We start from the raw sequence: 17,881 nt of genomic DNA, 5'->3' as shown, positions 1-17,881 counted from the left end.
GAGGCGGTGATGTTCAGGGCGCCCGTGCCGGCCGCCGAGGCGGTGTAGGCGGTGCCGGCCTTGAAGGCGACGGTGTCACCGGCCTGAAGCTTGAGCTTGTTGACCGCCTCCAGGCTGGTCAGGGGCGCGTCGGCCGACAGGCCGCTCCTGTTCGATCCGCCGGTGAAGGAGGAGTCGACGTAGTAGATCGTCATCGCGCTTTTCGCTCTGGATTAGGAAAATATCGGATGACCTGGAATTAGCGGCGATAAATTGAACTCCGGTCATGGGAATCACTAAACTTTGAAAGGTTAATAGAGGTTTGATTAACCATCGAATTCTAATTTAACATTTGTGATCGCGTAGGATCCATTACGGATAGAAATCCCCGCCGGCATTGCGCGCGGCGAGGGCGCGCGAAACCCGCGCGGCGCGGCGGCGAAATCGACAAATCCTTCCTGGGAAAGAGACATTCTGCGCGCCGACCGGATCTCGGACCCGCGACGGTGCCGGCAGGAGCGCGGTGCGATCGCGAACTCGGCGCAAGACCGCAATCCTGTGGATATCGCGATCACCCCGCGGCGCGCCGCCGGCCGCCGTCAGCATCGCATCGGCCTCGGTCTATTGATTGCCGATCGATGGACCGCCCGCGGCGCCGCCGGTGCCGGGGGGACCGCTGGTCGGCGTACCGCCGATGTTCACGCCCGGCGAGGAACCGGGGACGGAAGCGGGGCTCGGGTTGCCCGGAATGGCGGGCGCCGGGCGCGACGTCGGGCCGCCGGTCTCCGGAATCTCGCCGGGTCCGCGTCCCGGGGCCGTGACGCCCGTGTTGCCGGCGCCCCCCGTCGGCGCGAGGGGCTCGGCGTGAACGGGACCGCAGAGGCACAGCCCCAAGGCTGCCGCACGGATTCGGGTCCAAGAGGTCATCGATCCATCCGTTCCGTCGCGCTTCGTGACCCAACCGCCGAGAGCCGCGGAAGTTCACGACCTCGACAAGCGCTCGTGGTCGACCGAGCGCGTCGGGACAGGACGGTAGCGCCTCAGGCGGGGCGCGGCCCGTGCGGTCCGTCGCCCGACGGCCGCTTCAGGTGATGGGTCAGGATCGCGGGATCCGCGACCACGCCGTTGGCTTCGAGATCGCCGCGGACGCGTTCCACGAGGTCCTGCTGCGGGACCCCTTGGATCACCGCGGCCAACAGTTCGTCCGCATAGGCGGTGGCGCTGTGCTGGTCGACGCCGAGCGCCTCGGCGGCATAGCCCGCCAGAGACCGGACGCCCTGGCAATGCGTCAGGAACCGGGACTCCTCGGCGCGGACAAACAGCATTTCGGCCGCGCGTTCCCGCTCCTCGAAAAATCGGGCCATGTCCGCCTCCTCCCTCTGCATGAGCTGCCAAGCTTTGTTCGTCGAATATTGGAGCTAGAATTACGATCGCGACAGTCGATCCGCTTTCACAAAGATCAAGATCCAGCTTAGTCGCAGCGAAATCCTTCGAACACCCGGGAGATGCGCCGTTTTGGGAACCGAATGCCGGCGGCAGCGGCTCCATCATCGGCGAGGACGCCATGGGCCGGCGCGCGGTCCCTGGCCGCAAAATCCGGTTGCCCCAGCTTGGTGCTCGGGCGGACCTTGGCGTATGGCCCGGGGGGATCGCGGAGCGGGAGCGGCGTTGGAACAGGCATTGCTCTCATGGATCGGCGCCCTGACGTCGATCCGGACCGAGGTCTTCTGGGTGCTCGGCGCCACCCTTTCGGGCCTCGTCAGCATCCACGTCCTCCTGCGCAAACGCGAAGTCGGGGCGGCCATCGGCTGGATCGGCCTGGTCTGGCTGGCGCCCCTGTTCGGCAGCGCGCTCTACGCCCTGTTCGGCGTCAACCGGGTCACCCGCCGGGCGCAGAAACTCCGCATCAAGCCGTCCCAGGCAAGCCCGCGACGCGAGGAGAACGAGGCGCCCGCGCCCGTCCTGCCGGAGCGGTTCCAGCCCCTGGACCAGGCGGTGCGGCGCATCACGGCCCTTCCCCTCGAGGCGGGCAACCGGATCGCGCCGTTGCGCAACGGCGATGCGGTCTATCCCGCGATGCTGGAGGCCATCGGGAAGGCCCGGCACTCGGTCGCCCTGTCGAGCTACATCTTCCGCAAGGACGAGATCGGTCGCACCTTCCTCGATGCCCTGGAGGCGGCCCATCATCGGGGCGTCGCCGTCCGGGTCCTCGTGGACGGCATCGGCAGCGGCTACTTCTTCGCCTCGGTCTATGGCGGCCTTCGACGCCGGGGCGTGCCGGTGGGCCGCTTCATGCACTCGGTGCTGCCGTGGCGGATGCCCTTCCTGAACCTGCGCACCCACAAGAAGCTGCTCATCATCGACGGCGCGCTCGCCTTCACGGGCGGCATCAACATCGCCGACGAGAACCAGGTGGCGGCCCGTCCGCCCGAGCCGGTGCGCGACGTCCATTTCCGCATCGAGGGGCCGGTGGTCGCCCAGCTCGCGGCGGCCTTCGCGAGCGATTGGGCCTTCGTGATGGACCAGGAGCTGGAAGGCCCGGCCTGGTTCCCGCCGCTGCCCGTCCGCGGCGAGACGCAGGCCCGCGTCGTCACCTCGGGCCCGGACGCGGACCTGCGCAAGATCGAGCTCGTGGTGCTCGAGGCGATCACCTGCGCCCGGACCAGCATCCGCCTGATGACCCCCTATTTCCTGCCGAGCGAGGTGTTGGTGAGCGCCCTCTCGCTGGCGGCCCTGCGCGGCCTGACAGTGGACGTCATCATCCCGATGGACAGCGACCATGCGGTCGTCGACTGGGCGACCCGAGCCCACGTGGACCCGCTCCTGCGCAGCGACGTGCGGATCTGGCTCGACGACCCGCCCTTCGACCACGCCAAGCTCCTCGTCATCGACGATGCCTGGTGCTTCATCGGCAGTGCCAACTGGGACACCCGCAGCTTCCGGCTGAACTTCGAGCTGAACGTCGAGGTCTACGATTCCGGGCTCGCCCGGCACCTCGACGCCTTCATGCGGGAGAAGATGAACGTCCGGCTGACGCGCGAGCACCTGTCCCGGCGCGGTCTCCCCGTCCGGCTGCGCGACGCAGGCGTCCGATTACTCCTGCCATACCTTTGACGCGCTCCGGCTCCTCCGGCTCCCGCCGGATCACCTCGTGGGTGGGGGCGAGATGCACGATGATCGGGCGGTGGTCCGAAGCGCCCCGCGGCAGCACGCTGCGCCCGTGACAGGTCAGCCCGCGCACCAGGCAGCGGTCGAGCCGAAGGGGCACCACCCGCGCCATGGCGTGGGTCGGCAGGCGCGGGCCGACATCGCGGAACCCCGGCAGGAGGGTCGGCCCGACCAAATTGTAGTCGCCGATGACGGCGGCCCGGTCCGGCAGGCTCTGCTCGATGCAGCGCAATTGCCGCCTGTTGAGCATCTGCCCGTGCGAGAGGTGCACGTTGGCGACACCGAACTCGCCGAGATCGATCACCTGGCTCACCCGGTCGAACATCGCCCCCGCGGGCAGTTCGATCGCCTTCGGCGGCGTCGCGAAGGGCATCGGACTCCAGACGGCGAGTCCGTGGATGCGGCCTGGCATCTGCGCCCAGGCGTAATGGCCGCCGACCTTGGCCTGGAGGGCCTCGATATCCTTGGTCGCCTCCTGCATCAGCACGAGGTCGGGTTGCTCGCGCTCGATCAGCGCGGCGATGCCGGCGACGTTCGCGCCGACCCGCCGCAGGAGGTTCCAGCTGACGATCTTGCGAAGCCCGGGGCGGTCATGGCCTGGGCGCCCGTGGGAGTTCTGGAGAGCACGGGCGGTCAGGCGCGCGAGGCGGCGATCGTTCAGCATCGTCCCATAGGTGGGTCAGACACGCCCGGCGGAAAGCCCGGGTGGGAAAGCAGCCATCGGCTCTTGCGCCTCACGACTCCATGAGCACCGCGACATGCGCGGCCGTCGATTCGGCCAGACCCTTCAGGTCGTAGCCGCCCTCCAGAACGGAGACGATGCGCCCGTTGCAGGCCTGCTCCGCGATCTCCATAACCTGGCGCGTCGCCCAGGCGAAGTCCTCCGCTTCCAGCATCAGGTTGGCCAGGGGATCACGCCAATGGGCATCGAAGCCCGCCGAGATGATGATCAGATCGGGTCGGAAATCCTTGAGACGCGGCAGGATACGCGCGGTGAACGCCTCGCGGAAGCGCCCGCCATCGGCGCCGGGCTTCAAGGGCGCATTGACAATCGTGTCGTGATCGCCGGATTCCGAGACTGCTCCGGTGCCGGGATAGAGCGGCATCTGGTGGGTCGAGCAGAACAGCACCGAGGGGTCGGCCCAGAAGATGTCCTGGCTGCCGTTGCCGTGGTGCACGTCCCAGTCGACGATGGCGACGCGATCGACGCCGTGCACTGTCCTGGCATGGCGGGCGGCCACCGCCGCGTTGTTGAACAGGCAGAAGCCCATGGCGCGGGTGCGCTCGGCGTGGTGCCCCGGCGGCCGCATGGCCGAGAAGGCGTTCCGGGCTTGGCCCGTCATCACCGCATCGACCCCCTCGACCGCGGCGCCGACGCCGCGCAACACGCAATCGATGGTACCGGGCGACAGCACCGTGTCGGAATCGACGTGGACCAATCCCTCGCTCGGCGCCGCCGCCACCATCGCCCGCACCCATTCCTCCGGATGGGCCAGCGCCACGGTCTCCAAGCTCGCGGGCTCCGGCGCCCGGCGGTCGAGGGCCGCGAAGGCCTCTGTGCCGAGCGCCTCCTTAACAGCCTGCATCCGCTCGGGCCGCTCCGGATGCCCGTGCGGCGTCCGGTGCCCGAGGGCGGCGTCGTGGCTGAAGAGGATGGTCATGCGGCACTCCGAGCCTTCGTCTCGAGTTGGTATACCAGATGGCTCGCGGGAGGCCAGCGCCGCAATGGACCGATGCGATCGAACCCGCAGCCGGTCGCTTCAAAAGGTCGGCGGGGTGCAGGCGCTCACCACCTCGCAGGCGGTCGGGCCGACGCAGCGGAAGCGGTGCGGGCGGCGGCTCTCGAAGGAATAGGCGTCGCCGGGTCCCAGAATGCGGCGTTCGGCATCCACCGTCACCTCCAGGCGGCCGGACAAGACAATACCGCCCTCCTCGCCCTCATGGACCAAGGGCACCCGGCCCGTATCGGCCCCGGGCTCGTAGCGCTCCTTCAACAGTTGCAGGCCGCGCCCGAACAGGTTGTCCCCCACCTGCCGGTAGGAGATCGGTCCCTTGCCGATCTCGGTGAGTTCATCGGCCCGGTAGAATGCCTTGCGTGGGCGCTCCGGCTCCACGGCGAAGAACTCGGACAGGCCGATGGGAATGCCGTCGAGGATGCGCTTGAGTGCGCCGACCGAGGGGTTCACGCCATTCGATTCGATGAGCGAGATCGTCGAGTTCGGCACACCGGTGCGCTTGGCGAGCGCCCGTTGCGACAGGCCATGCAGCGTGCGGATGGTGCGCAGGCGCGCGCCAAGATCAATGCTCATCGAATCCCCTGGTGTCGCCCTTCGGGCGGGCCGCCCTGTTAGGGATGTTCAAGATTCACCGACATTGCTCCTGGCAGCCCCATCTTTTCAAGGACATCGCGGCGGTAAGAAAAGGACTTGTTCGCCGCGCGCAATCGGCGCCTCCTCCGGGTCCATAGACGTCCCCACGGGAGGATCGCCATGGATCATCACCACGCCGCCAATGCCCCTGGGCTCGACGCCTACTGGATGCCGTTCACGGCCAACCGGCAGTTCAAGGCCGCGCCCCGCCTGCTCGCCTCGGCCAAGGGCATGCACTATACGGCCACGGACGGGCGCAGCGTCCTCGACGGCACCGCAGGCCTCTGGTGCGTGAATGCCGGGCACGGGCGCCAGGGCATCGCGTCCGCCGTGGAGCGCCAGCTCACCACCCTCGATTTCGCGCCCTCCTTCCAGATGGGCCATCCGGCGGCCTTCGACTTCGCCGAGCGCCTCGCCGCCATCGCGCCGGGTGGTCCGGAGGCGGGCCTCGACCGGGTGTTCTTCACCGGTTCCGGCTCAGAGTCGGTGGACACCGCCCTGAAGATCGCGCTCGCCTACCAGCGCGCCATCGGCCAGGGCACGCGCACCAAGCTGATCGGGCGCGAGCGCGGGTATCACGGGGTCGGCTTCGGAGGCATCTCGGTGGGCGGCCTCGTCAACAACCGCCGCGTCTTCCCGCTGTTGCCTGGCGTCGATCACCTCCGCCACACTCACGATCCCGAGCGCAACGCCTTCTCGAAGGGCCTGCCCGCGCACGGAGCAGAACTGGCCGACGACCTCGAGCGCCTCGTCGCCCTGCACGGGGCCGAGACCATCGCGGCCTGCATCGTCGAGCCGGTTGCCGGCTCCACGGGAGTCCTGCTGCCGCCGACGGGCTACCTCGAGCGCCTACGCGCGATCTGCGACCGGCACGGCATCCTGCTGATCTTCGACGAGGTCATCACCGGGTTCGGCCGCCTCGGCACCCCCTTCGCCACCGACTATTTCGGCGTGGTCCCGGACCTCGTCACCACCGCCAAGGGGCTCACCAACGGCACCCTGCCGATGGGCGCGGTCTTCTGCGCGCGGCGCGTCCACGACGCGCTCATGCACGGCCCCGAGGCGGTGATCGAGCTGTTCCACGGCTACACCTATTCGGGACACCCGGTGGCCTGCGCGGCAGGCCTCGCCACCCTCGACATCTATGCCCAGGAGGGCCTGCTCACCCGCGGGGCCGGGCTCGCCGAGGACTGGGCCGGCGCCATGCACGACCTGCGCGGCGCAAAACACGTCATCGATATCCGCACCATCGGCCTCGTCGCCGGCATCGAGTTGGCGCCGCGGCCGGGAGCACCCGGCGCACGCGCCTACGACGTCTTCGTCGACTGCTTCGAGCGCGGCCTGCTCATACGGGTCACCGGTGACATCATCGCCCTGTCGCCGCCGCTCATCGTCGAGCGCGACCAGATCGACACCATGGCGTCGATCCTCGGCGACGCCATCGCCCGCGCCGCCTGAACTCTTTTCGCCTCTCGTCCGTCAGGATCCTCGATGCCCACCGCGATTTCCCACTTCATCGGCGGCCAACTTGTCGCAGGCACCGGCCCGCGCCACGCTCCCGTCTTCAATCCGGCCACCGGAGAGGAGACCGGTCGGGTCGCCCTCGCCGACGCTGCGGACGTGAACACGGCGGTGGCTGCGGCCAAGGCGGTCGCGCGCGACTGGGCCTTGACTCCGCCACTGCGACGCGCCCGCATCCTCAACGCCTTCCTGCGCATCGCCGAAGCACGGACCGACGAGCTCGCCGCCCTCATCACCGCCGAGCACGGCAAGGTGCTCTCCGATGCCCGCGGCGAGATCCAGCGCGGGCTGGAGGTGGTCGAGTTCGCCACGGGCATCCCGCAGCTCCTCAAGGGCGAGGTCACCGAGAACGTCGGCACCCGCGTCGACAGCCATTCCCTGCGCCAGCCTCTCGGCGTGGTCGCCGGCATCACGCCGTTCAACTTCCCCGTCATGGTGCCGATGTGGATGTTCCCTGTCGCGCTGGCCTGCGGCAACTGCTTCGTGCTGAAGCCCTCCGAGCGCGACCCCTCGCCCGCGCTGCTGGTGGCGGCCTGGCTCAAGGAGGCCGGCCTGCCCGACGGCGTCTTCAACGTGGTCCACGGCGACAAGGAGGCGGTCGACGCCCTCCTGCACCATCCCGACATCGCGGCGGTCAGTTTCGTCGGCTCGACGCCGATCGCCCGGTACATCTACGCCACGGCGACGGCCAACGGAAAGCGCGCTCAGTGCCTGGGCGGCGCCAAGAACCACATGATCGTGATGCCGGACGCCGACATGGATCAGGCGGTCGATGCGCTAATGGGCGCGGCCTACGGTTCGGCCGGCGAGCGCTGCATGGCGATCTCGGTGGCCGTGCCGGTGGGCGAGAAGACCGCCGACGCCCTGGTGGCCAGGCTGATCCCGAAAGTGCGGGCACTGAAGGTCGGACCCGGCACCGATCCCGATTCGGAGATGGGTCCTCTCGTGACGCAGGTCCACCGCGACAAGGTCAGCGGCTACATCGATGCCGGCGTGGCCGAGGGCGCTGAGCTCCTCGTGGATGGACGCGGACTGAGCCTGCAGGGCTACGAGGGCGGCTATTTTCTCGGCGGCACCCTGTTCGACCAGGTCACGCCCGAGATGTCGATCTACAAGGAGGAAATCTTCGGACCCGTCCTGGCGATCACCCGGGCGCCGGACTACGCGACCGCCGCCAGGCTCATCAACGAGCACGAATTCGGCAACGGCACCGCAATCTTCACCCGTGACGGCGACGCCGCGCGCGAGTTCGCGCACGGGATCGAGGTCGGCATGGTGGGCATCAACGTGCCGATCCCGGTGCCGATGGCGTTTCACTCCTTCGGCGGCTGGAAGGCGTCGCTGTTCGGCGACCATCACATGCACGGCCCCGAGGGGGTGCGCTTCTACACCCGCCTGAAGACCATCACGACCCGCTGGCCCACCGGCATCCGAGCCGGCGCCGATTTCGTCATGCCCACCATGGAATAGTCGCCCCGGCCCAGGAACCACCCGGCCGTCACGGCCGCGGCGCCTGCGATCCCGGATGCTGCCGCAGCATGAACAGCTTGCTCATCAGAGCGGCCGTCTCGCTCTGGCGGGCCACGCCGAGCTTCTCGAAGACCCGGCGCAGGACTGTGCGGGCGGTGTTCTCCGTAATACCGAGGGTGACCGCCGCATCGGCCAGCGCCGCCCGGATCCGACGAGGGCGGCCAGCCGCGCCTCGCCCAGGGTCAGGTGAAACAGGTCGCGAACGACGGCCGGGTCGAGAACGGGCAGCTCTGCGCCTGATCGGTCACAAGGACGATGACGCTCGCCGTCTGAAGGGCCGGCCCCTCGATCGTCGTCTGGAGCGGGACGATCTGAAGAATCAGGCTTCGATCGCCGTTGGGCAGGATCAGCGCCGGGCCGACACGCCCGTCTCCGGCACCGCCATTCTCGACGCGGCCGAGTTGCTGGGCCAGAGCACGCCGGACCGCCCCGTCGCCGAGTTCGAGCCGCCCCGCCACGATTGAGAGGCCGCCGCCAACGAAGTCCTGCGCCGTCTGGTTGGCGAAGAGAACTTGGCGATCGCCGGCGAGGACGAAGACGCCGCAATCGATCCGGTCCAGCGCCCGCGAGAAGCCGATCCGCTCGGCCTCGGCATCCATGAGCCGGATCGACAGACTCAGGTTATGCTCCACATGCCGGCTGAGCGCGAAGAGCTGCTCCTGCAGTGCATCGGAATAGGCCGGTTTGTCCCGATCCCGCAGCAACGAAAGGATCACGCTCACCTCCGGATAGGGCGAGACCGGCACCGCCATGCCCCAGAGGATTGCCGTGGTGCAGCAGGAGATCCTGGTAGATCGGCAGGGTGGCGATCTCATCGGCGGTGAAGAGCTGATGGTCGGCCTGTACGTCGCGGTGACCGTTGGCAATGGCTTGGAAGACCCGATCGGCGCGGACGTCGAGGTGCTGCCAGCTCTGCTGGTATTCCTGCAGCATCGATGCGAGCGTCGGCGAGACGATCGCTCCGAATCGGTGGTTCCGGTGCTGGTACAGAAGCAGCACGCCTCGTGAATCCAGCAGTTCAGCAATTGCCTGAAGTGCGTCCGGCCAACGGTCTGGCGCGGACGCTGCTGCATAAATGGTTTCGATGACGACATTCCAGGCCGCGAAACACATCGTTCGTCCAGATAAAAAACCTCTCCCGGGAAGCGCCAACTCTCACGCCATTGGGACCAAGAGGATAGATCATACTTTCGACTGAGAGAATTCAACTTTAGTTCCGTGCGGAGCCAATGTTCAGACGCTTTGCACCCGGCAAATCCTGATCGCTCGGGAGCGCTGTCCGTGACGCACGACCGGAGTGGGCACACGGAATGATCTGCGGCAGCCTTCGAGGAAGGTGCGACGCGTCGGCCGAGGCCGGGATCAAACAGGCCCTCGTGATTTGGCATCCTCCGCGGGATGCGGTTTGGTTTGATTCTCGTAGACGAAGCAGCTCGTCCGTGCCGCCATCGCGCGGAACGCACGAAACCGAGATGGAACGCGCGGCGGATGAACCAGGCGTTGGGGATGATGTGTGGGGCCGCTCCCGCGCGCGCCTACGGCGTCGGTAACGTCAACGGAGGGGCGAGGACGGTCCAATCCAGGCGCTTCATATCGAAGTTCGAACTGGTGCCTGCCGGTGTCGGACTTCCCGCCTCGGCAGAGCCGCGTTCTGCGAGCACGATCACGCGCTATTCCGACCAGCCCAAACGCAGCGGGAGCGCTCTGAAATGACCGGCGCGGTGGTGATCGGCGCCTCCGGCGGTATCGGCCGCGCCCTCGTCGATGCGCTCGCGGCCGAAGGGGGGGGCCGGACGGTCTTCGCGTTCTCCCGCTCGGGCTCGTCGTTCTCTCGTCCGATCCACTCGGGGCAGATCGATCTGGCTGACGAGACTTCGATTGCCGCAGCAGCCGAAGCCGTGGCGCGGGTAGGTCCTCCCGATCTCGTCATGATCGCCAGCGGGATCCTCCACCAAACCGGCGTGTCGCCAGAGAAATCACTCAGGAGCCTTGACCCAACGGCCATGGCGACGGTGTTCGCCGTGAACACGATCGGGCCGGCACTCGTGGCCAAGCACTTCTTTCCCCTGATGCCCCGGACCGGCCGAAGTGTCTTCGCGGCCTTGTCGGCGCGCGTCGGGTCGATCGAGGACAATCGCCTGGGAGGCTGGTACACCTATCGCGCATCGAAAGCCGCCTTGAACCAAATCCTGCGCACCCTCGCCATCGAGGCCAGGCGCACGCACCCCGATGCGATCGTCGCCGGACTTCATCCCGGGACGGTGGCGACGGCACTCTCCCGTCCGTTCCGACCAGACACGGATGCGCCGGGGCTGTTCACGCCCGAAGTCAGCGCGTCGCATCTCCTGAGGGTCCTCGCAGACCTGAAACCGGGAGATTCCGGCAGGGTCTTTGCCTGGAACAGGCAGCAGATCTCGGCCTGATACGGAGTGCTGATTTTACCTATCAGTACGGTCCGCAGGGTTATCCCCTGCCCGAAAACGTCCCTGGCCTGCGTCAGCGACCGGGCTGCCCATTCGGAACGACGTGCTTCGTGGATCCGTTGGGATCAGGACAATCCCATTGCGCCCCTCACTCGGTGCGAAAGGACGATATCGTCATGCTGGTCTTTCTTCGCTTCCTGCGCGCATGGACACTTCTGTCCATTCCGGCCGGCATCGTGATGGGAAAACTGCTCAAGGCGAACCGCAGGGCGATGGAACAGCGATCCCGTCGGCCGTGAGCGGCCGGGGCTTCGACTGGCTCCTGTCATTCGAGGAGAGGGTCCGAGAGGGGCTGTGGAGGTCTCCGACCGCAATCCTGTCTCGAACGCCGTTGGGCTATCGGTGCGGTGGCAAGGAAGACCTTACACCTGCAGGCCGCTTGGCTTCATCCAACTCAGTGAGAGTTCGGGAGCATCGCACAAGGCGCTATGGCGATCGCCGCGACTGGAGACCCAGTCTCGCCACATTCAGCCGAAGTTGGCTCGCATCGCTTCGGAAGCCTCGTCGCAAACACCGGACACGCGCCCTGTGTTCACACCCTTCTTGCCGCGTAGACGCCCGAGAAAGCCTAGCGATCCGTGCCGCGCCCAGCCATCATGGATGGGCTTCGGAATGCGCCTTCGCTCGACACCTCTGAATTCGCCGACGGCACTGCGATCCCGCACGCTTGGCAGTAGGCCTGGATCAACTTGGGCACCTGATGGTGCCAGGACAGGCTGTTCACGACACGCTCGCGACCAATCTCGCCCATGGCGGCACGCTTGTCGGGGTCGTCGAGCAGGGAGACAATCTTCTGCGCGAAGTCGATGGGATCATTGGATTTCGCGTAGAGTGACGAGCCTTCCGCGGACCGGCGTCCCTCCGTGACGTCGAACTGAACGATCGGCTTCGCAAGCGCCATGTACTCGATGATCTTGTTCATGGTCGACTTGTCGTTCATCGTGTTTACCCTGTCAGGGTTCACGCAAACATCGGACGTGGAAATGATTTCAAACAGATCCTGATCTGGAATGCGCCCCGTGAACACGACGTAATCTTCGAGACCCATCCTTCGGGCCTGATCCTGCAGAGCCTTCAGGCTCGACCCACCGCCGACGAGACAGAACAGGACGTCCTCTCGCCCCATGGTGAAGATCATGTGCGCTGCGGCTTCTAGCAGGAGGTCGATGCCCTCCTGGTCACCCATGACGCCGAGGTAGCCGACCATATGCTGGCGCCCGCGACGCAGAGCGGCATTTGGGGGAAGCACCTGAAGGCGCCGCAGGTCGGGCCCGCTGCGGACGATGAAGACCCGGTCGGGCGCCATTCGGCCGCGTTCGATCGCAATCTGCTTGTAACTCTCGTTCGTTGCGATCGAGACGTTCGCGCATGCGAAGGTCAATCGCTCGAACAAGATCATCAGGCGCCAGAAAAACCCGCGCCGGCCGAACTTGGCTTCGTAAAGTTCAGGATTGATGTCGTGATGATCGAAAATGAAGGCCTTGCCGAGGACCTTGAATTGCAGGGCGACAAGGAAGATCAAATCCGGTGGATTACAAGCATGGATGACATCGAAGCCATGCTTGAACAGAATCTTCCAGGCCAACCGGCTTTCATGAAACAGGGCAACGCCGTATTCCCGAAGGTAGCCCAAGGCGTTTTCGGCATCGGATGGAAGGTGATGCCGATAGACATGCACGCCCTCGATGCACTCATAGGGCGCCTCGTATCCCTTGCCCATGGGGCTGATGATCGAGACGACCGCTCCTGCCTCGTTGAGCGCACGAGCTTCCTGCCAAACGCGACGATCGAACGGCACTGGCAGGTTTTCGACGACGATGAGGACGCGCTTGCCTTGAAGCTGCATGGCCTTCTCAACTCCCAACCAGATCTCGGATAAGCCTCAGGAGGGACTTATTTCAGTCGACTGATGTCGACGACAATGGGGTCACGGAGCGTTAGATCCGAACCTTTTCCATTCGTGTCGATCACGATATCGAATTGCTCCCGCTCCGCGTATTCACGCGAAACGAGGATATTTGGCAGTTCAGGCAAATAGGAAACGGCATACCCGAGATTCTGACCGACCAAGTTGTTCGGCTTCAGAAAGGGATCGTAGACAGCAAGTTCGTATCCGCCCTGGAGCAGTTTGCGTGCGAGATCGATGTGAGGGCTCTCGCGAAGGTCATCGCTGTCGCTCTTGAAGGCCAATCCCAACATCAGAACCTTCGCACCGGGCCTCAATCCCTGCGTGCAATACGTGAACAGGAAGTGCTTGTGGGCCTCGTTCGACCGGATCAAGGCGTCGACGACAGGCGTGTTCGCGCCAACGTCGCCGGAGATGTACTGAAGGGCTCGCACATCTTTGGGCAGACAGGATCCGCCGAAGGGGCCACCCGGACGGAGATAGTAGGGAGAGATGTTGAGCTTCGTGTCGGACACGAAAATTTTATGCACCAAGCGCGTATCGATGTTCAATTGGACACAGACGCGGCCAATCTCGTTTGCGAATGCGACTTTCAGCGCGTGGAAGGTGTTGTCGACGAACTTCGTGAATTCCGCATCACGGAAGCGCGTGTAAAAAGTCGGCGCGGTGATGCCTTCATTCATCTGTTCGAGGCGTGCGCAGGGTTCGCCGTCCACCGTACCGACCACGATCTTCGGCGGATCGAAGTAATCCTCGATCGCGGTTGACTCACGCAGGAACTCAGGGTTGTAGACGAGCTCGACGGCGTCCGCCTTGTCACCCAGCATGAACTTGAAGATCGGCTGGATCAATTCGTCGATCGTGCCGGGGCGGATGGTGCTCCGGTAGACGACCGTCAAAGGGGCGACCCTTTCGGACCGGAGCGACGTCGCGATCTGGCGAGACACCTCCGCGATGTAGCTCATATTGTGGGATCCGTCCGCGGCACTCGGCGTGCCGACGCAGACGATCGCGATGTCGCACTGATCGAGCTCAGAGCCGACAGCGGTTACGCACTTCAATCGGCCGTCCTTCAGAGCCGCCTGAAGAAGATCTTCGATGCCAGGTTCCAGAATAGGCGATCGCCCTTCATTGATCTGACGCACCTTGTCACTGCTGACATCGATCCCAATAACCTCGTGCCCTTGCCGCGTCAGGCAGGCCGTTGTCGTCAATCCAACGTAGCCAAGTCCAAATACAGCAATACGCATCAGGCCGCTCCAACAATCTTCGAGTCGCAACTCGACATTGCATCAAATCTCGATTTCTTTTCTTTGATCTCGCATCCCATAGGCGAAGGCTCTTGGGAATGCAAAAGACAAATTTCCCTAGCGCAGCATGGACAACCGAGACCTGTTCCTATGGCCTCGGTCACCACTTCCCTATGAGTCTAAAAAGCAGCTTATACGGTATGTCACGTCTGTATCTCCGAACGATGACGTAGCGGTCCTCAACCGGACCGAGGTGGCTCAGCAAAATTCGCGCCAGCACGCCTGAACATCAAAGACAACCCTCAACACAGCATTTGTCGCATGGTATTAGATTATAAATCGATCGATACGCCTCCCGGCGCAGAAACGATACATTGTATTTTCACAGCAGACATGCGAATCTAAGCTGCTTCCTCGATCCTCTACACTTGAGAGGCGAGTCCCTCAGGATGATACACGCCAGTAAAAATCGTCTCGATCGACCAATCTAAGTCCCCCGCCTTCGATAGCTTAGCGACACACCACGGTTGTTTGCCCTGCGCCAGACTCGGAAGGCGCTCATCGAGCTTTCGACGAGGCAAAGACCGAATGGATCTATCCCTCGGAGTCGATGCCCTGCGGGAGGCCCTCATAGATGCGCGGAACGTCTCGCCGCGCTACGATGAGTTGCTTCGCATTCTCAAATCATCGGCATCTATTCAGGATTTCCTTCCCTAAATGCTGATGGGATTTTGCCTTACGGGGTCCGAGATTTGAATGCCGTGTGCGGCTATGCGTCTGCATATTCAGCTAGCAGTTTTTTTTCACTCCGGCAATGCATTTGGTGCGCCGCAACACTTGCCGTCCTGGCATGCCCCTCTTGTCCGGATGACCAGGTGATATTGGGCCTCCGATACGCCTCACTGAATGAGCGTTCGATGCGAACCTCAAATCAGAGGAAGACATCAGACGCTCGGTGCACCGCGACCGTCTCCAGATCATAAAGATTTTTACGGATTAAATTCCGACAGAGTCGCGATGAAGCATCAGTCCGTTGCTTAGGAAATCCTGCCTTCCCCGAGCGTTGTGTTGTGAAGCACGTATCGACACTTCCAAATACCGGGTTGGAATTCGTGATGTCGGCCGTGGCTCGCCGATGGCACCACTGGTAGATCAAATTCGCGCAGGCAAAGTCGTCCGAGCGGCGTCCGCGTCATCGATCGGGACTTCGATTGCGCTGGAGCCGCTCCGTTCTGATTCGGCTCAGCTTGCGATGCTGATGTCGGACCATTCCGATTCCGTGTCCGGTGCTCTGCTTGTGAAAGCTGCTTCGTGCTCACGTCGAACGTACCGGCGGGGCTCGACGCGACCTTACGAGCAATGCGCGGCGACGCCGTAGCCCCGGCAGCAGAGGCGGGTGTCGGTCACTCCCGGTGCTCAACGAACTGGTGAGAAACGCGCGGTATACAGGGCCTGACATACACAGCGCGTTCGTCGAGGTCGCGCCATCCGGACAGGGAGATTGCGGGTGAATGCCGCTCTAGCGTCATCGATCGGGGCCGCGACGCCCACCGACCGGCTGCCTGAGCTGTCGCGGTTGGCCGCCCTCTTCGCGCGGACCGTGCTGGAGGCCCAGATTCAGGGCCGCCCGGTCCCCGACGACCAGATCCGGTTCCTCCTCGACGCGGCCCTGCTCCTGAACGAGTACGGCATGGACCTGCCGTCCCCTCTCGATCAGATCATGCAGGATGCAAGCGCACCGAAGGAGCCGGTCGCCCACAAGCCGGCGCGGACGGAGACTCAGGACGACGATGCCGGCCGCCTCGCCTGGCTGCTGCGCCCGTTTCAGGGTGCGAAGGGCTGAAGGCGCCGGCTCAGGGCAGGCTGTAGCCCGGCTTCTTGAAGAGGGTTTCCGGCCGGCCGACGATCTCGGGGCGGTAGACCTGCGACTCCCAATCGGTCTGGGCCACATCCTCGATCGACACCGAGACGGCCCGCTCGGCGGCGCCGGCGCTGGCCATGAGGGCGGCCGCGAGGGCCTCGGCGATCTCCGCCTTCTGCGCGTCGGTCTTGCCCGGGTACATCTTCACGATCACGTGCGGCATGGGTGCGGTCCTGCAGTCGGATGGCGGGAGGGCCGCCCCGGGCGGCCGCTAGGGTCCATGCCAGGGCCGAATCGGGCCGGCAAGGCGCCCCCGATCATCCCGTCAGGCCACGATACGGACCCTCATCGATGCCGTGCGCGCATCGATCGATCCGCCCTTCGCATTGGACGCCCCCCATCGGCGCCGGTACCCCTCCCGTCAAACGAGTCTTCGCTCGACGAAGTCCGGCATCGATAAAAATCGGGTGGGAACGATGGCGCTGGCTCTACCGCTGGAGGCGCGCGCGCAGGGTCGCGTCCGCTGGGGCATTCTGCTGATGCTGTTCATGACCACGGTCGTGAACTACGCCGATCGCGCCATCATCTCGATCGCCGGCACGCCGATGTCCCAGGAACTCGGCCTGACCCCGGTGACCCTGGGCTACATCCTCTCCGCCTTCAGCTGGTCCTACGTCGCCGCACAGGTGCCCGGCGGCTGGATGCTCGACCGCTACGGCTCCAAGTGGGTCTATGCCGGCGGCATCTTCTTCTGGTCGCTGTTCACCTTGGCTCAGGGTTGGGTCGGCTTCCTCGGCGGCGGCGCCGTGGCCGCGCTCTTCATCTTGCGCTTCCTCGTCGGCATCGCCGAAGCACCGTCCTTCCCCGGCAACGCCCGGATCGTCACCGCCTGGTTCCCCAGCGCCGAGCGCGGCAAGGCCAGCGCGATCTTCAACGCCGCGCAGTACTTCGCCCCGGTGCTGTTCGCGCCCCTGACCGCCTGGGTCACGCACGAATACGGCTGGCGCTACGCCTTCATCGTCATGGGGGTCATCGGCATCGCGCTCGCGGCGATCTGGGTCCGCGTGATCCACGATCCGGCCGACCACCCCACCGTGACGAAGGCCGAGCTCGACCACATCGCCTCCGGCGGCGCGCTCCTGGCCCTCGATGCGGGAAAGCCCGCCGCGCAGAAGGGCTTCGACTGGGGCGTCGTGCGCCAGCTCCTGTCCAACCGGATGCTGGTCGGCATCTACGTGGCGCAGCACTGCATCAACGTGATGACCTACTTCTTCCTGACCTGGTTTCCGATCTACCTGGTCAAGCAGCGCGGGCTGACCGTGCTGCAGGCCGGCTTCGTCGCCTCGCTGCCGGCGCTCTGCGGCTTCCTCGGCGGCGTCCTGGGCGGCGTCATCTCGGACGCGATCCTGAAGCGCACCGGCTCCCTCACCCGGGCCCGCAAGATCCCCATCGTCGCCGGCATGCTGCTCTCGATGTCGATCATCGCCTGCAACTACGTCGACTCGCCGGCCCTCGTCATCGGCTTCATGGCGCTCGCCTTCTTCGGCAAGGGCATCGGGGCGCTGGGCTGGGCGGTGATCTCCGACACCTCGCCCAAGGAGGCGGCGGGCCTCAGCGGCGCGATCTTCAACATGTTCGGCAACACCGCCGGCATCACCACGCCGATCATCATCGGCTACCTCGTCCAGGCCTCGGGCTCGTTCAACGGCGCCCTGGTCTTCGTGGGCTGCAACGCGCTGATCGCGATGATCGCCTACCTCGTCATCGTCGGCGAGATCCGGCGGGTCGAGCTGCGCAAGGCGTGAGGAGAACAA

At 65.2% G+C, this 17,881-nt stretch carries 16 protein-coding genes and 1 pseudogene; 8 read left to right on the top strand and 9 right to left on the bottom strand.

Annotation, left to right across the window (positions count from 1 at the left end; translation table 11 throughout):
• Together ASF49_RS19660 and ASF49_RS19655 are read right to left on the bottom strand one after the other, a co-directional pair.
• Positions 1–194 (bottom strand): annotated as a pseudogene (locus ASF49_RS19660) (right-handed parallel beta-helix repeat-containing protein); the annotation flags it as partial.
• A gap of 825 nt (positions 195–1,019) precedes the next feature.
• On the bottom strand, positions 1,020–1,364 hold the full coding sequence (locus ASF49_RS19655) for an ATPase inhibitor subunit zeta (protein ID WP_243214358.1): 345 nt from the start codon (positions 1,362–1,364) through the stop codon (positions 1,020–1,022).
• Between the two features lie 283 nt (positions 1,365–1,647).
• Between ASF49_RS19655 and ASF49_RS19650 the strand changes: the two genes are divergently transcribed.
• Positions 1,648–3,093 carry a phospholipase D-like domain-containing protein gene (locus ASF49_RS19650; protein WP_056477039.1) on the top strand — a complete coding sequence of 482 codons (1,446 nt, stop codon included), beginning with the start codon at positions 1,648–1,650 and terminating at the stop codon, positions 3,091–3,093.
• Here the strand turns inward: ASF49_RS19650 and ASF49_RS19645 are convergent.
• The 3 genes from ASF49_RS19645 to ASF49_RS19635 form a co-directional block, all read right to left on the bottom strand.
• A complete protein-coding gene (locus ASF49_RS19645) occupies positions 2,984–3,811 on the bottom strand; it encodes an endonuclease/exonuclease/phosphatase family protein (protein WP_056477036.1) in 828 nt (275 codons plus the stop codon). The genes ASF49_RS19650 and ASF49_RS19645 overlap by 110 nt on opposite strands.
• A 70-nt stretch (positions 3,812–3,881) precedes the next feature.
• Positions 3,882–4,808: a histone deacetylase family protein gene (locus ASF49_RS19640; RefSeq protein ID WP_056477033.1), complete on the bottom strand. Its 927-nt coding sequence runs from the start codon at positions 4,806–4,808 to the stop codon at positions 3,882–3,884.
• Positions 4,809–4,907: 99 nt separating this feature from the next.
• Positions 4,908–5,456 (bottom strand): cupin domain-containing protein, encoded by a 549-nt coding sequence (locus tag ASF49_RS19635; protein WP_056477030.1) that lies wholly within the window; start codon positions 5,454–5,456, stop codon positions 4,908–4,910.
• Between the two features lie 180 nt (positions 5,457–5,636).
• Between ASF49_RS19635 and ASF49_RS19630 the strand changes: the two genes are divergently transcribed.
• Both ASF49_RS19630 and ASF49_RS19625 read left to right on the top strand, forming a co-directional pair.
• The gene (locus ASF49_RS19630; RefSeq protein WP_056477027.1) at positions 5,637–6,974 is read left to right on the top strand and encodes an aspartate aminotransferase family protein; all 1,338 of its coding nucleotides are present in this window, start codon (positions 5,637–5,639) and stop codon (positions 6,972–6,974) included.
• 33 nt (positions 6,975–7,007) lie between these two features.
• Positions 7,008–8,507, top strand: coding sequence for a CoA-acylating methylmalonate-semialdehyde dehydrogenase (locus ASF49_RS19625; RefSeq protein ID WP_056477024.1), 1,500 nt, complete (start codon positions 7,008–7,010; stop codon positions 8,505–8,507).
• Between the two features lie 242 nt (positions 8,508–8,749).
• Here the strand turns inward: ASF49_RS19625 and ASF49_RS19620 are convergent, their stop codons facing one another.
• Complete coding sequence (locus ASF49_RS19620) at positions 8,750–9,283, bottom strand: hypothetical protein (protein WP_156653103.1); 534 nt, start codon at positions 9,281–9,283, stop codon at positions 8,750–8,752.
• Between the two features lie 55 nt (positions 9,284–9,338).
• Here ASF49_RS19620 and ASF49_RS19615 point away from each other — a divergent pair, with 55 nt between their 5' ends.
• The 3 genes from ASF49_RS19615 (at position 9,339) to ASF49_RS24780 (ending at position 11,289) form a co-directional block, all read left to right on the top strand.
• A complete protein-coding gene (locus ASF49_RS19615; RefSeq protein ID WP_156653102.1) occupies positions 9,339–9,575 on the top strand; it encodes a hypothetical protein in 237 nt (78 codons plus the stop codon).
• A gap of 701 nt (positions 9,576–10,276) precedes the next feature.
• Positions 10,277–10,990 carry an SDR family NAD(P)-dependent oxidoreductase gene (locus tag ASF49_RS19610; RefSeq protein ID WP_056477016.1) on the top strand — a complete coding sequence of 238 codons (714 nt, stop codon included), beginning with the start codon at positions 10,277–10,279 and terminating at the stop codon, positions 10,988–10,990.
• Positions 10,991–11,166: 176 nt separating this feature from the next.
• The gene (locus tag ASF49_RS24780; protein WP_272481516.1) at positions 11,167–11,289 is read left to right on the top strand and encodes a hypothetical protein; all 123 of its coding nucleotides are present in this window, start codon (positions 11,167–11,169) and stop codon (positions 11,287–11,289) included.
• Between the two features lie 329 nt (positions 11,290–11,618).
• Here ASF49_RS24780 and ASF49_RS19605 read toward each other — a convergent pair whose 3' ends face one another.
• Entirely contained in the window at positions 11,619–12,896 is a 1,278-nt protein-coding gene (locus tag ASF49_RS19605; RefSeq protein WP_082511422.1) for a glycosyltransferase family 4 protein, read from the bottom strand.
• Positions 12,897–12,943: 47 nt separating this feature from the next.
• Complete coding sequence (locus ASF49_RS19600; protein WP_056477013.1) at positions 12,944–14,206, bottom strand: nucleotide sugar dehydrogenase; 1,263 nt, start codon at positions 14,204–14,206, stop codon at positions 12,944–12,946.
• Between the two features lie 1,576 nt (positions 14,207–15,782).
• Between ASF49_RS19600 and ASF49_RS19595 the strand changes: the two genes are divergently transcribed.
• Positions 15,783–16,049 (top strand): hypothetical protein, encoded by a 267-nt coding sequence (locus ASF49_RS19595; RefSeq protein ID WP_056477010.1) that lies wholly within the window; start codon positions 15,783–15,785, stop codon positions 16,047–16,049.
• A 10-nt stretch (positions 16,050–16,059) separates the two neighbouring features.
• On the opposite strand, the gene ASF49_RS19590 is transcribed toward ASF49_RS19595, so the two are convergent.
• Positions 16,060–16,290: a tautomerase family protein gene (locus ASF49_RS19590; RefSeq protein ID WP_056477007.1), complete on the bottom strand. Its 231-nt coding sequence runs from the start codon at positions 16,288–16,290 to the stop codon at positions 16,060–16,062.
• A 253-nt stretch (positions 16,291–16,543) separates the two neighbouring features.
• Here ASF49_RS19590 and ASF49_RS19585 point away from each other — a divergent pair, with 253 nt between their 5' ends.
• Complete coding sequence (locus ASF49_RS19585) at positions 16,544–17,872, top strand: MFS transporter (protein WP_056477005.1); 1,329 nt, start codon at positions 16,544–16,546, stop codon at positions 17,870–17,872.
• Positions 17,873–17,881 lie beyond the last annotated feature (9 nt).

It is taken from the genome of Methylobacterium sp. Leaf104 (assembly GCF_001422885.1).
GTDB lineage: Bacteria > Pseudomonadota > Alphaproteobacteria > Rhizobiales > Beijerinckiaceae > Methylobacterium.
Note: the sequence above shows the minus strand (reverse complement) of the source record. Positions and strands in the feature narration are given on the sequence as shown.